This window comes from Micromonospora vinacea (genome assembly GCF_015751785.1).
Taxonomy (GTDB): domain Bacteria; phylum Actinomycetota; class Actinomycetes; order Mycobacteriales; family Micromonosporaceae; genus Micromonospora; species Micromonospora vinacea.
In genome coordinates, this window is the sequence record NZ_JADOTY010000001.1 from 2,946,757 (window position 1) to 2,960,339 (window position 13,583).

At 69.1% G+C, this 13,583-nt stretch carries 13 protein-coding genes; 10 read left to right on the forward strand and 3 right to left on the reverse strand.

What is annotated here, in order from left to right; all coding sequences use genetic code 11:
- Positions 1-4: 4 nt before the first annotated feature.
- Positions 5-454, reverse strand: coding sequence for a metallopeptidase family protein (locus IW249_RS14150; RefSeq protein WP_074316962.1), 450 nt, complete (start codon positions 452-454; stop codon positions 5-7).
- A 153-nt stretch (positions 455-607) separates the two neighbouring features.
- On the opposite strand from IW249_RS14150, the gene IW249_RS14155 reads away from it, so the two are divergent.
- Complete coding sequence (locus IW249_RS14155; protein ID WP_124822852.1) at positions 608-976, forward strand: DUF3499 domain-containing protein; 369 nt, start codon at positions 608-610, stop codon at positions 974-976.
- Positions 977-1,083: 107 nt separating this feature from the next.
- Here IW249_RS14155 and IW249_RS14160 read toward each other — a convergent pair whose 3' ends face one another.
- Both IW249_RS14160 and IW249_RS14165 read right to left on the reverse strand, forming a co-directional pair.
- Positions 1,084-2,430: an aspartate aminotransferase family protein gene (locus IW249_RS14160; RefSeq protein WP_196921191.1), complete on the reverse strand. Its 1,347-nt coding sequence runs from the start codon at positions 2,428-2,430 to the stop codon at positions 1,084-1,086.
- 486 nt (positions 2,431-2,916) lie between these two features.
- Complete coding sequence (locus tag IW249_RS14165; RefSeq protein WP_196921192.1) at positions 2,917-3,429, reverse strand: Lrp/AsnC family transcriptional regulator; 513 nt, start codon at positions 3,427-3,429, stop codon at positions 2,917-2,919.
- Positions 3,430-3,644: 215 nt separating this feature from the next.
- Here IW249_RS14165 and IW249_RS14170 point away from each other — a divergent pair, with 215 nt between their 5' ends.
- The 9 genes from IW249_RS14170 to IW249_RS14210 all read left to right on the forward strand — a co-directional run bounded on the left by IW249_RS14170 (position 3,645) and on the right by IW249_RS14210 (position 13,514).
- A complete protein-coding gene (locus tag IW249_RS14170) occupies positions 3,645-4,829 on the forward strand; it encodes a polyamine ABC transporter substrate-binding protein (protein ID WP_196921193.1) in 1,185 nt (394 codons plus the stop codon).
- Between the two features lie 5 nt (positions 4,830-4,834).
- Positions 4,835-5,986, forward strand: a complete 1,152-nt coding sequence (locus tag IW249_RS14175; RefSeq protein ID WP_196924785.1) for an ABC transporter ATP-binding protein — start codon at positions 4,835-4,837, stop codon at positions 5,984-5,986.
- Positions 5,983-6,891 (forward strand): ABC transporter permease, encoded by a 909-nt coding sequence (locus IW249_RS14180; protein ID WP_196921194.1) that lies wholly within the window; start codon positions 5,983-5,985, stop codon positions 6,889-6,891. Before IW249_RS14175 ends, IW249_RS14180 begins: the two co-directional genes overlap by 4 nt.
- Entirely contained in the window at positions 6,891-7,706 is an 816-nt protein-coding gene (locus tag IW249_RS14185) for an ABC transporter permease (protein WP_196921195.1), read from the forward strand. The genes IW249_RS14180 and IW249_RS14185 overlap by 1 nt, the downstream gene beginning before the upstream one ends.
- Positions 7,703-9,163 carry an NAD(P)/FAD-dependent oxidoreductase gene (locus IW249_RS14190; protein ID WP_196921196.1) on the forward strand — a complete coding sequence of 487 codons (1,461 nt, stop codon included), beginning with the start codon at positions 7,703-7,705 and terminating at the stop codon, positions 9,161-9,163. Before IW249_RS14185 ends, IW249_RS14190 begins: the two co-directional genes overlap by 4 nt.
- Entirely contained in the window at positions 9,163-10,344 is a 1,182-nt protein-coding gene (locus IW249_RS14195) for a saccharopine dehydrogenase family protein (protein WP_196921197.1), read from the forward strand. The genes IW249_RS14190 and IW249_RS14195 overlap by 1 nt, the downstream gene beginning before the upstream one ends.
- A 281-nt stretch (positions 10,345-10,625) precedes the next feature.
- Positions 10,626-11,438 carry a type IV toxin-antitoxin system AbiEi family antitoxin gene (locus IW249_RS14200; protein WP_231392526.1) on the forward strand — a complete coding sequence of 271 codons (813 nt, stop codon included), beginning with the start codon at positions 10,626-10,628 and terminating at the stop codon, positions 11,436-11,438.
- Positions 11,439-11,787: 349 nt separating this feature from the next.
- Entirely contained in the window at positions 11,788-12,453 is a 666-nt protein-coding gene (locus tag IW249_RS14205; protein ID WP_196921199.1) for a response regulator transcription factor, read from the forward strand.
- The gene (locus tag IW249_RS14210) at positions 12,450-13,514 is read left to right on the forward strand and encodes a sensor histidine kinase (protein WP_307788588.1); all 1,065 of its coding nucleotides are present in this window, start codon (positions 12,450-12,452) and stop codon (positions 13,512-13,514) included. The genes IW249_RS14205 and IW249_RS14210 overlap by 4 nt, the downstream gene beginning before the upstream one ends.
- Positions 13,515-13,583 lie beyond the last annotated feature (69 nt).

Here is a 13,583-nt window from a genome sequence, read left to right on the forward strand (position 1 = left end):
TGGCTCAGGCGAGCTCGTCCGGGTCCACCCCGAGAAGGTTCGCCACCTGTTCGATGATCACGTCGTGGACGAGATCGGCGAGGTCCTCACGGTCCATCGCCCGGAACTCCAGGGGCCGCCGGTACAGCACGATCCGCGGCGGCACCTCCTGCCGGCCCGGGCGACCGGGCAGCAGCCGGGCCAGCGGGACCTCGCCGTCCTCCAGCACATCGGAGTCGTAGACGTTCAGGTCCGGCGGGACGTCCTCGACCGCGAACTCGACCCCGGCCAGCTCCTTGGCGAACCGACGCTCCAGCGTCTCGACGGTGTCCAGGACCAGGTCGTCGAAGACCTCGGCCTTGGTCCGCGCCAGCGGCACGGTGGCCGGCACCAGCCGCCCGCGCAGGCCGCGCCCGTGCCGGTCACGATGCGCACGCCGGCCGGAGCCGGGGCGGCGGTGTTCCGGGCTCGTCATGAGGCAAAGGGTAGCGCCCGTGTCGGGCTGGCCAGCGGCAGCGCCGATCCCGTGGCGCGGCGCGCCCAGGACGGTCGACTGTGATCACCATGACGGGCGTGTCGCAACGCGAAGCGATGCGCCGGACCCGGTAATGGAGATACCCTGCCGCACGTGAGGTCACCACGGCGCTGCTCCCGTAACGGCTGCCCCCGGCAAGCGGTCGCCACATTGACCTATGTCTACAACGAGTCGACAGCGGTGGTGGGGCCGTTGGCGGCGTTCGCCGAGCCGCACACGTACGACCTGTGCGAGCCGCACGCCCGCAGCCTGACCGCCCCGCGGGGCTGGGACGTCGTCCGGCACGAGGGCGAATTCGAGCCGCCGCCGCCCACGACCGACGACCTGGTCGCGCTGGCCGAGGCGGTTCGCGAAGCCGCCCGCCCGGCCCCCCGCCCCCCGGAGCCGGACCAGAGCCGCCCCGAGAACCCCCACCAGACGGGCCGCCGAGGCCACCTCCGAGTAATCCCCCCCAACCACTAACCGGGCCCCCAGCGCTCCCCTCTTTCCGGCGTTGATCAAGAGGTTTCGGTCATCAGCCGGCGCGTTTTTGACGCAAACCTCTTGATCAACACCAGTGGGTGGGTGCGTTAGAGCTTGGTCCAGGCTTCGGTTAGGACTGTGCGGAGGATCTGCTCGATCTCGTCGAAGTGCTGCTGCTCGGCGATCAGTGGCGGGGCCAGTTGGATGACGGGGTCGCCCCGGTCGTCGGCCCGGCAGTAGAGGCCCGCCTGGAACAGGGCGGTGGAGAGGAAGCCCCGCAGCAGGCGCTCCGACTCGGCCTCGTCGAAGGTCTCCCGGGTGGCCTTGTCCTTGACCAGTTCGATCCCGTAGAAGTAGCCGTCGCCGCGGACGTCGCCGACGATCGGCAGGTCGTGCAGCTTCTCCAGGGTGGCCCGGAAGGCGTCCTCGTTGGCGCGGACGTGCCCGACCAGGTCCTCGCGGGCGAAGACCTCCAGGTTGGCCAGGGCCACCGCGCAGGAGACCGGGTGCCCACCGAAGGTCACCCCGTGGGCGAACATGCCGGTCTCGGTGAGGAACGGTTCCATCAGCCGGTCGCTGGCGATCATCGCGCCGAGCGGGGCGTAGCCGGAGGTGATGCCCTTGGCGGTGGTGATGATGTCCGGCTGGTAGCCGTAGCGCACCGCGCCGAAGTACTCGCCCAGCCGCCCCCACGAGCAGATCACCTCGTCCGAGACGAGCAGCACGTCGTACGCGTCGCAGATCTCCCGTACCCGCTCGAAGTAGCCGGGCGGCGGCGGGAAGCACCCGCCGGAGTTCTGCACGGGCTCCAGGAACACCGCGGCGACAGTGTCCGGACCCTCCCGCTCGATGGCCCGACCGATCTCGTCGGCGGCCCAGCGGCCGAACGCCTCGGGGTCGTCGCCGTGCTCGGGCGCCCGGTAGAAGTTCGTGTTCGGCACCTTGATCGCACCCGGCACCAGTGGCTCGAAGTCGCTCTTGATGCCCGGCAGGCCGGTGATCGACAGGGCTCCCATGGAGGTGCCGTGGTAGGCGATGTACCGGCTGATCACCTTGTACTTGTTGGGCTTTCCGGTGCGCTTGAAGTAGGCGCGGGCCAGCTTCCACGCAGCCTCGACTGCCTCGGAGCCTCCGGTGGTGAAGAAGATCCGGTTGAGGTCGCCAGGGGTGAGCGCGGCGATCCGCTCGGCCAGTTCGATGGCCTTCGGGTGGGCGTACGACCAGAGCGGGAAGTAGGCCAGTTCACCGGCCTGCTTGGCGGCAGCCTCGGCCAGTTCGGTGCGGCCGTGGCCGGCGTTGACCACGAAGAGCCCGGCGAGCCCGTCCAGGTAGCGGCGACCCTGCGCGTCCCACACGTACGCTCCCTCGCCGCGCACGATGGTCGGCACCTCACCGGCGGAGTAGCTCGCCATCCGGGTGAAGTGCATCCAGAGGTGGTCGGTGGCGTTGGCCATGTCGAGCCCCATCGGTCGTCGGGCCGGTTCAAGGGGTGAGGCCGGCCGCTCTGTCAACGGTTATCGCACAGTCTCAGCCTCCGGGGCAAGTGTTATCGGCGGTATCACGGTCAGTTGGCGACGGATTTAGCGCACACGCGTCACAGACGCAACGGAATCCGTACTGTCGTTGGCTGCTTCGTTGGCGGTCGGCAGGAGCCGGCGGTGTGCTGGTGGCCGCCCTTTCGAGCTGAATCGTTTACGGCATCACAGCAGCCGGTCGGGATGGCGCTCGGCTGCCCAGGTAGTGCCTGCCGGCCGCCGAATCGTTTGCGACATCAGCTCCACAGGGCCTGCTCGGGGGAAGCGCCTCCTTCGGCTGCCGGCTCAATCCACCCCGGTTCGCCGAGATCGCGGTGTCCGGACGTGATTGATACCGCGTTATCGGTGAAGTCGAGTGGATCAAGCACGAACGCCGGCGCGAACGCCGGGCGCGACAAGCGAGGGTCAGGCCGTACCCCAGGTGTAGGTCTGCTTGCGGAGCTTGAGATAGACGAACGCCTCGGTGGAGAGCACCCCGGGCACCGCGCGCAGTCGTTGCAGGATCTCCAGCAGGTGGTCGTCGTTGCGGCAGACCACCTCGGTGAGCAGGTCGAACGACCCGGCCGTGATCACCACGTAGTCGACCTCGTCCAGCTCGGCCAGCCGGTCGGCGACCGCCTCCAGGTCGCCGTCGGTGCGTAGGCCGATCATCGCCTGCCGGTTGAAGCCGAGCTGGAGCGGATCGGTCACCGCCACGATCTGCATCACGCCGGAGTCGATCAGCCGCTGCACCCGCTGGCGGACCGCGGCCTCGGACAGCCCCACCGCCTTGCCGATCGTGGCGTACGGGCGGCGGCCGTCCTCCTGGAGTTGCTCGATGATCTGCTTGGCCACGTCATCCAGCAGAGCGTGATTGGCGCCTTCACGGACAGCGACGCGTCGACCGCCGTTGCTGTTCTCGTGCTGCCGGTTTGTCATTGCCCGCTCCCCATATCCCGAATCGTGATGTCGCGCGTGTATCCCCCGCGTAGTCTGGCGTATTTCGTCGTGCATCGCTATTCCCGCAACGGAATCCCTTGTAAGGGAGGTCACCTCATGTCAGGATCAGTCGTCCATGGCACTTGACCCTCCCGACATTCCCGCCGGCGTGCCTCCCCGTCCCGCCCGCCGACGATGACCCCCTAGGAGTCGTCATGCGTACTCCCCTCCGGCCCCTCTCCCGGCGTGGACTGCTCACCGGCACTCTCGGTTCGGCTGCCCTGCTCAGCATGGGCGGCAGCCTCGCGGGCTGCGGCACCAAGGGCGCGCAGCAGACCGAAGCCGGCTGCGTCAGCGAGGACCTCTCCGGCACCGAGAAGAAACTCGCCTTCGCCAACTGGCCGCAGTACATGGACGTGGACGACACTGACGAGTCCAAGCGGCCGAGCCTCGACGAGTTCATCACGAAGACCGGCATTCAGGTGACCTACACCGAGGACATCAACGACAACAACGAGTTCTTCGGCAAGGTGCAGAACCAGCTCGCCGCCTGTCAGAGCACCGACCGGGACATCATCGTGCTGACCGACTGGATGGCGGCCCGGATGATCCGGCTCGGTTGGATCCAGAAGCTGGACCCGGCGAAGATCCCGAACGTGCAGGCCAACCTGCTTCCGTCGCTGCTCAACCGCCCCTTCGACGCCGAGAACCGGATCTCCATTCCGTGGCAGTCCGGCCTCGCCGGCCTTGCGTACAACGGCAACGTCACAAAGGAGCTGCGGACTGTCGACGAACTGCTCACCCGCCCCGACCTCAAGGGCAAGGTGACAGCGCTCAGCGAGATGCGCGACACCATGGGTCTGCTGCTCGGGTCGAACGGGCACGACCCGGCGAACTTCACCGCCGCCCAGTTCGACGACGCCCTCAACAAGCTCAAGAAGGCCGTCGACTCCGGGCAGATCCGCAAGTTCACCGGCAACGACTACGCGCCCGACCTGGCCAAGGGTGACATTGCCGCGTGCATCGGCTGGTCCGGCGACGTCATCCAACTGTCCGGTGAGGACGAGAAGGTGCGGTTCGTCGCGCCGGACTCCGGCGTGATGCTCTACAGCGACAACATGATGGTCCCCAACAAGGCCACCCACAAGGGCAACGCCGAAGCGCTGATCAACTACTACTACGAGCCGGCGGTCGCGGCGAAGCTCGCCGCGTACGTCAACTACATCTGCCCGGTCAAGGGCGCCCAGGCCGAGATGGAGAAGATCGACCCCGAGCTGGCCGCCAACCCGCTGATCTTCCCCGACGAGGCGCTGCTGTCCAAGTCCAAGGTGTTCATGGCCCTGGACGAGAAGCAGGAGAAGGAGTACGAGGGCAAGTTCCAACAGGTCATCGGGGCGTGACGAGGATGGCGCGCGAGACACCCGCCGGCGACCTGCGCCTGGCCAACCTCACCAAACGGTTCGGCGTCTTCACAGCTGTCGACGACCTGAGCCTGACCATCGAGCAGGGCTCGTTCTTCGCACTGCTCGGCGCGTCCGGCTGCGGCAAGACCACCACGTTGCGGATGATCGCCGGTCTGGAGGAGCCGACCAGCGGCCAGGTGCTGCTCGGTGACCGGGACATCGCCCGGCTGCGGCCGTACAAGCGGCCTGTCAACACCGTCTTCCAGAGCTACGCGCTCTTCCCGCACCTCGACATCTTCGAGAACGTCGCCTTCGGGCTGCGCCGACGCGGCATCCGCTCGGTCGACGACGAGGTCACCCGGATGCTGTCGCTCGTGCAACTCGACGGCTACGGCAACCGCCGCCCTGCCCAGCTCTCCGGCGGTCAGCAGCAGCGGGTCGCACTGGCCCGCGCCCTCATCAACCGACCGCAGGTGCTGCTGCTCGATGAGCCGCTGGGCGCCCTCGACCTCAAGCTGCGCCGACAGATGCAGATCGAGCTGAAGCGCATCCAGACCGAGGTCGGCATCACCTTCGTCCACGTCACCCACGACCAGGAGGAGGCCATGACCATGGCCGACACCGTCGCGGTGATGAACGCCGGCCGGATCGAACAGTTGGGTGCACCCGCCGACATCTACGAGTTTCCCGCCACCGCCTTCGTCGCGAACTTCCTCGGCCAGTCCAACCTGCTCGCCGGCGAGGCCACCGGCGTCAGCGGCGGCGACGTCGCGGTGACGGCGCACGGCACGCGCCTCTCGGTGCCCGCCGGCCGGTCACGGGCCGACCACGGCCCTGTCCACCTGGGGGTACGCCCCGAGAAGCTGATACTGGTCGGCTCCGCCGACCAGGTGCCCGCCGGGCATCAGCACGTCACCGGAGTGGTCACCGACGCCTCCTACGTGGGAGTCAGCACGCAGTACCTGCTGCGCACCAGCTGGGGCACCGAGTTGTCGGTCTTCGCCGCCAACAGCGGAACGTCGACGCGGGTGGCGGTCGGCAGCGAGGCCGTCGCGTACTGGGATCCACGGCACGCGTTCCTGCTGCCCCGTGACGCCGCCGACAGCGACCGGACGTCGCCGGTGCTCGACGAGCCGGTGGGTGCGTCGTCGTGACCCTCCTGGCTCCCACCGGAGCGGGGCACCCGCCACCCGCGCCACCGGCAGCCCGGTCCGGGCGGCGCCGACTCCTGCCGTACCTGCTGTTGTTGCCCGGCGCGGCCTGGCTGCTCATCTTCTTCGGCGTGCCGCTGCTGCAGTTGGCGGCGGCCAGCCTGTACGACCCCAGCGGCTCGCTCTCCACCGGGTACGCGATGACCTGGGCGGTCGGCAACTACCCGGACGTGGTGCAGGCGTACTGGCCGCAGTTCCTGCGCTCGTTCGGCTACGCCGGGTTGGCCCTGGTGCTGGCGCTGCTGCTGGGCTACCCGCTGGCGTACGCGATCGCGCAGAAGGCCGGCCGTTGGAAGAACCTGCTGCTGGTGTGCGTCGTCGCGCCGATGTTCACCAGCTTCCTGGTCCGGACGCTGGCCTGGAAGACGATCCTGTCGGACAACGGCGCTCTCGTCGGGCTGCTGCGCGACGTGCACCTGCTCGCCCCGGACGGTCGGCTGCTGGCCACCCCGTTCGCTGTGGTCCTCGGCCTGACGTACAACTTCCTGCCGTTCCTGGTGCTGCCGCTGTACGCCAGCCTGGAGCGGCTGGACCACCGGTTGCTGGAGGCGGCCACCGACCTGTACGCGAGCCCCGTGCAGGCGTTCCGTCGGGTGACACTTCCGCTCTCCATGCCCGGTCTGGTCGCCGGCACGCTGCTGTTCTTCATCCCGGCCAGCGGCGACTACATCAACGCCGAACTGCTCGGCACCCCGAACGAATACATGATCGGCAACGTCATCGACTCGGCGTTCCTGGTCCGACTGGACTACCCGCAGGGCGCCGCGCTGTCGTTCCTACTGATGGCGGCGATCCTCGCGGTGGTCTTCGGCTACCTCCGTCGAGCCGGCACGGAGGAGGTCCTCTAATGCGACTTTCGCGCTGGTTGGCGGACCGCTGGGTGATGATCGTGGCGCTGCTGGTGCTCGGCTACCTGGCGCTGCCGATCCTGGTGGTGGCCGCGTTGTCGTTCAACCGCCCGTCGAGCCGGCTGTCGTACGACTTCAACGAGTTCACGCTGGACAACTGGCGGCAGCCGTGTGCCACCTCGGACATGTGTGACGCCGTGGTCCGCAGCGTGCAGATCGGCTTCATCGCCACAGTGGTCGCCACAGTGCTCGGCACCCTGATGGCGTTCGCGCTGGTCCGGCACCGCTTCCGTGGGCGGTCCGGGATCAACGTGCTGATCTTCCTGCCGATGGCCACCCCCGAGCTGGTGATGGGCACGTCGTTGCTGGCCCTGTTCGTGTCGGCGGGCGTACCGCAGGGGTTCTGGACCATCGTGATCGCGCACGTGATGTTCTGCGTGTCGTTCGTGGTGGTCACAGTGAAGGCGCGGCTCGCCGGGATGGACCGGCGGCTGGAGGAGGCCGCCATGGACCTCTACGCCAGCGAGTGGCAGACCTTCCGGCGGATCACCCTGCCGCTGGTGCTGCCCGGCATCGTGGCCGCCGCGTTGCTGGCCTTCTCGCTGAGCTTCGACGACTTCATCATCACGAACTTCAACGCCGGCACCACAGTCACGTTCCCGATGTACGTCTGGGGCGCCGCCCAGCGTGGCATCCCCCCGCAGGTCAACGTGATCGGCACCGCGATGTTCGCTGTCGCGCTGCTGCTCGTGGGGCTCAGCTCGCTACGCGGTCGACGGGCCCGCCGTGCCAACCTGCTGGCCGGCCCGTCATGACGCTCCCGCATACCGGCCGGGCGCTGGCCGACGCGGCACCCGTGCCGTACTGGCTCGATCGCCCGGACCGCCCCGACCCGCTGCCGCCACTGGCTGGTCGGCACTCCGCCGACCTGCTGGTGATCGGCGGTGGTTACAGCGGGCTGTGGACCGCGTTGTTGGCGAAACAGGCGGACCCGGACCGGGACGTGCTGCTCGTCGACGCCGGGACCTGCGGTTGGGCCGCGTCCGGGCGCAACGGCGGGTTCTGCGCCGCCTCGCTGACCCACGGCCTCGCCAACGGCGTGGACCGGTTCCCCGACGAGGTCGGCGAGTTGGAACGCCTCGGCCGGGAGAACCTGGACGCCATCGCCGCCACAGTCGCCAAGTTCGACATCGACTGCGACTTCGAGCGCACCGGCGAGTTGGCCGTCGCCGTCGAGCCGTACCAGCTCGACGGGCTGGCCGCCGACGCGGACCTGGCCCGCCGGTACGGCCACCGCGTGCGCCTGCTCGACCGGGACGAGGTGCGCGCCGAGGTGCACTCGCCGACGTACCTGGGTGGGATGTTCGACGCCGACTGGGTGGCCATGGTCGACCCGGCGAAGCTGGCCTGGGGTCTGCGCCGCGCCTGCCTCGACCTCGGCGTACGGGTGCACGAGCACACAAGGGTCACCGGCCTGCGCGCCGACGGCCCGGCCCTGCACGCCAGCACAGTGGGCACCGACCCCGCCGCCGTGCCGGCCGACCGGGCCGACACCCGGGCCGCCGGTCTGCCCGGCTCGGTACGGGCACGGCGGGTCGTGCTGGCCACCAACGCGTTCCCGCCGCTGCTGCGCCGGCTACGGGCGTACCTGGTGCCCGTCTACGACCACGTGCTGATGACCGAACCGCTCACCCCGGCCCAGCGCGACGCCATCGGTTGGCGCAACCGACAGGGGCTCGCCGACACCGCCAACCAGTTCCACTACTACCGGATCACCGCCGACGGGCGGATCCTCTTCGGCGGCTACGACGCCGTCTACCACTACGGCAACCGGGTCGCGCCCGAGCTGGAACAACGACCGGCCACCTTCACCACCCTCGCCCGCCACTTCTTCACCACGTTCCCGCAGCTCGCCGACGTGCGGTTCAGCCACCGTTGGGGCGGGGTCATCGACACCTGCACCCGGTTCTGCCCGTTCTTCGGCACCGCCTACGGCGGCCGGCTGGCGTACGCGGCCGGGTACACCGGCCTCGGCGTCGGAGCCACCCGCTTCGGGGCCCGGGTGCTGCTCGACCTGCTCGACGGTGGGAACACCCCGCTGACCGGCCTCGATCTGGTTCGCCGCAAGCCACTGCCGTTCCCACCGGAACCCGTCCGCGCGGTCGGCATCAATCTCACCCGCTGGTCACTGGCCCGCGCCGACGCGCGCGAGGGCCGGCGCGACCTCTGGCTCCGTACTCTCGATCGTTTCGGTTTGGGGTTTGATTCCTGATGCGTGTCCTCCTCGTCGGCGCCGGTGGCGTCGGCTCCGCCGCCGTAGCCATCGCCGCCCGACGGACCTTCTTCGAGACCATCGTGGTCGCCGACCACGACCCCGTTCGCGCACAGCGCGCGGTCGCCGGGCACGGTGACCGGTTCGTCGCCGCCCAGGTGGACGCCTCCTCGGCCGATGCGGTCACCGCGCTGTGCCGGGAGCACCGGATCACGCACGTGCTGAACGCCGTCGACCCGCGGTTCGTCATGCCGATCTTCGACGGCGCGTTCGCGGCCGGCGCCGACTACCTGGACATGGCGATGTCCCTGTCGCACGCCGAAACCGGGGTGAAGCTCGGCGACGAACAGTTCGCGGTGGCCGACACCTGGTCGGCGGCCGGTCGGCTGGCGCTGTGCGGCATCGGCGTCGAGCCCGGCCTGTCGGACGTGTTCGCCCGGTACGCCGCCGACGAACTCTTCTCCGAGATCGACGAGATCGGCGTCCGGGACGGGGCGAACCTCACAGTCGACGGGTACGACTTCGCCCCCTCGTTCTCCATCTGGACCACCATCGAGGAGTGCCTCAACCCACCGGTCGTCTGGGAGAGGGACCGGGGCTGGTTCACCACCGAACCGTTCTCCGAGCCGGAGGTCTTCCACTTCCCCGAGGGAATCGGGCCGGTCGAGTGCGTCAACGTCGAACACGAGGAGGTGCTGCTCATCCCGCGCTGGGTCAAGGCCCGGCGGGTCACCTTCAAGTACGGCCTCGGCGACGAGTTCATCGACGTGCTCAAGACGCTGCACAAGCTCGGCCTGGACGCGGTCTCCCCGGTGCGGGTCCGCGGCGTCGACGTCTCCCCGCGTGACGTGGTGGCCGCGAGCCTGCCCGACCCGGCCACGCTCGGCGCCCGGATGCGCGGCAAGACCTGCGCCGGCACCTGGGTACGCGGCCTCGGCCCGGACGGGCAACCCCGGGAGGTCTACCTGTACCACGTGGTCGACAACGAGTGGTCGATGCGGGAGTACGGGCACCAGGCGGTGGTCTGGCAGACCGCCGTCAACCCGGTCGTCGCGTTGGAGTTGCTCGCCACCGGCGCGTGGGCCGGTGTCGGGGTGCTCGGGCCGGAGGCGCTACCCCCGATGCCCTTCCTCGACCTGCTCACCGGCTACGGCTCGCCCTGGGGCATGGAGGAGCGGTGAACGTGCCCCGGCCCCCGCCCCCGCCCCCCGCGATCTTGCACTTTCTGTACTCACTTTTCCCCGCTTATCGGGCATTTCGGCGACAGGATCTGCAAGATCGCGGAGTGGGGATCGCGGAGCGCGGATTCTGGGGTGTAGGCCCTAGCACGGGAGGGGTTGGGGTTGGGGATTGTCCACAGGGGGGTGGGTTTTCCACAGGTAGTCATTGCAGGGCGTCGTCGGGGTCCTGAAATGGTCAGCTTGCTCCTATGGCTACTCAACTGTGGCGTACCGACGCGCTGATGCGGGAGCTCACCGTTGGACGGATCCGTACCCGGCTCGATCGCGAGGAATTGCACCGCGTACGCAGAGGGGTCTATGCGAACAAGCCCTGCGACGACGATGACGAACTGCGTGCCCTGATGCTCCGGCTACCCGATGGTGCGATGTTGGCGAGGCAGAGTGCCGCTCGCCGATACGGCTTCGGGGTGCTGCGCGACGATCTGATCCACATCCAGTTGCCCGCCGAGGTGCCAAAGCCCCGTCTGCCCGGGGTGGTCGTTCACCGGACGGTTCTACCCGCTCGGCCGGTCTTCGTCAGAGGTCTGCCCTGCGTACCGGCGGCGCGCTGTGCAGTCGACCTTGCTCGCGCCGTTCGGCGGCTCGACGCACTCCCGGTGCTCGACGCTGCGCTCCGGTCGGGCTTGATCACCCAGGATGAGCTGATGGCCGAGGTCGCGGCCCACAACGCATTGCGTGGTGTCCGGCAGGCCCGGCAACTCATACCGCTGGCGGACGGTAGGGCGGAGTGCCGACAGGAAAGCCAGTTGCGACTGATCCTGATCGACGGCGGGCTGCCCCCACCGGAGCCACAACTATGGGTGGCCGACCGCAATGGCATCCCTCTGTACCGGCTCGATCTGGGCTACCGCGAACGCCGAATCGGCATCGAGTACGACGGGCTGTCGCACCTGGACCGTGACCGGCTCAGGTACGACCGGGAGCGGGTCAGCTGGCTGGACGCAGCCGGTTGGCGAATGCGCTATTTCACCGACCTTGACCTTTATCGCCGCCCCCAACACATCAAAGCCACCATCCGCGCAGCCCTCTCGTAGCCATCCCCACCCCCCATTCCGTCGATCTTGCACTTTGTGCCGCACAAATGTCTCTAAGGCACTATTTGTCGTAACAGAAAGTGCAAGATCGACGGGGGTGGGACGGGGTGGGGTGGGGGCTGGGGGAGTCTCCGTGATGCCGCTCACCCTCGCGGGCCAAACGCGTGACCCTCGGTGGGAACGGACGACGCAGCTGGTGTGACATGGGTGTGAAGTCGACATCCACGGGCTTGCGATGGTTTGCCCGCTGGACACTCGCGTGGAGGATGGCTGCGGCGGGTGCTTACAGAACCCTTAACCCTGGCCTGCGACGGTATGCCGGGCAAGCCGAACTCGGGGGAGCGGAAACGTGCGGGTGCTGGTGGCGGACGACGAGCGGTTGTTGGCGGACACGGTGGCCGAAGGGTTGCGCCGCCTGTCGATGGCCGTCGACGTCTGCTACGACGGTGACGGTGCGCTGGAGCGGGTCGGGGTGAACCGGTACGACGTCGCGGTGCTGGACCGGGACATGCCCGGGCACACCGGCGACGAGGTGTGCCGCAGCATCGCCGACTCCCAGGTCGGCACCCGGGTTCTGCTGCTCACCGCGGCGGCCGGCATCCGGGACCGGGTGGAGGGCCTCGGCCTCGGCGCGGACGACTACCTGACCAAGCCGTTCGCGTTCGCCGAGTTGGTGGCCCGGGTGCAGGCCCTCGGGCGACGGTCGACGCCGGCGCTGCCACCGGTGCTCGCCCAGGACGGCTTGGCGCTGGACGTGGGCCGGCACCTGGCCACCCGGGACGGCCGCCCGCTCGCGTTGAGCCCGAAGGAGTTCGCGGTGCTGCACGTGCTGCTGCGCGCGGAGGGCCAGGTGGTCAGCGCCGAGGAGCTGCTGGAACAGGCCTGGGACGAGTTCGCTGACCCGTTCACCAACGCCGTACGGGTCACGGTGATGACCCTGCGCAAGAAGCTCGGCGATCCCGCGATCATCCACACCGTTCCGAAGGCCGGCTACCGCATCGGCGGCACGGCGTGAGCTGGACGCCCCGACGTCGGGTGCTGCTGGTGGGTCTGCTGGCGCTGCTGGCCGGGCCGGTGCTGCCGGCGATGGGCAAGTGGGTGGCCGGGGTGGCCTGGACCTGGGGGCAGCAGTTCTGCGACCTGCCCATGCCCGGGTTGTCGACGGTATGCCGCGACGTGCGACCGGGGGCGTACCTGCTGCCCTTGGCGGCCGTCCTGCTCGTGACAGTGGCCGTCCTGGTGGGGCTCTGGTTCGCCGCCGTGTGGTGCCTGCGCCCGGTCGCTGACCTGGCCGGGCCGATCGGGCACCTGGGCCCGCAGAACCTCGGCCACCGGATCCGGCCCCGGGGCCGCGACGAGCTGGCCCGGCTGTCCCGGGCGATCGACGAGATGATGGAACGCGTCTCCGCCGGGTACGAGGGGCAGCGGCGGTTCGCCGCGAACGCCTCGCACGAGCTGCGGACGCCCCTCGCGGTGCAGCGGACGCTCATCGAGGTCGGCATGGCCAGGACGCTCACCGGTGAGCAGTTGGAGTTGTTGACCAGTCAGCTGCTGGAGACCAACGAGCGCAACGAACGCCTGATCGAGGGCCTGCTCGCGCTCAGCGAGAGCGACCAGGGACTCCGTTCGCGGATACCGCAGCGGTTGGACGCGATCGTCGAGGCGGTGCTGGCCGGATACGTGGACCGGGCCCGGGAGGCCGGGGTCACAGTGGAGACCCATCTCGAACCCCGGGTCGTCGTCGGTGAGCGGGTGCTCCTGGAGCGCCTGGTCACCAACCTGGTGGAGAACGGGATCAAGTACAACCGGCCGGGCGGTTCGCTGACGGTCGTGGTCAGCGGCGTGCCCGCGCTGTCAGTGGTCAACACCGGCCAGCCCGTGCCGGCGGAGGCGGTGGCCGGTCTGTTCGAGCCGTTCCGCCGACTCGCCCGGGACCGGACATCGCAGGGCGGCGGGGCCGGCCTGGGCCTGGCCATCGCCCGCTCGATCACCCAGGCGCACGACGGCATCATCGCGGCCCGGCCCGCCGAGTACGGCGGCCTGCGGGTCGACGTCCAGCTACCCACTCTGACCTGACACCTCCACCCACTCACCGGGGTCCACGTGCTGCTGGATCCCGCCTGTGGTGTGCCCGAAAAAGGAGAG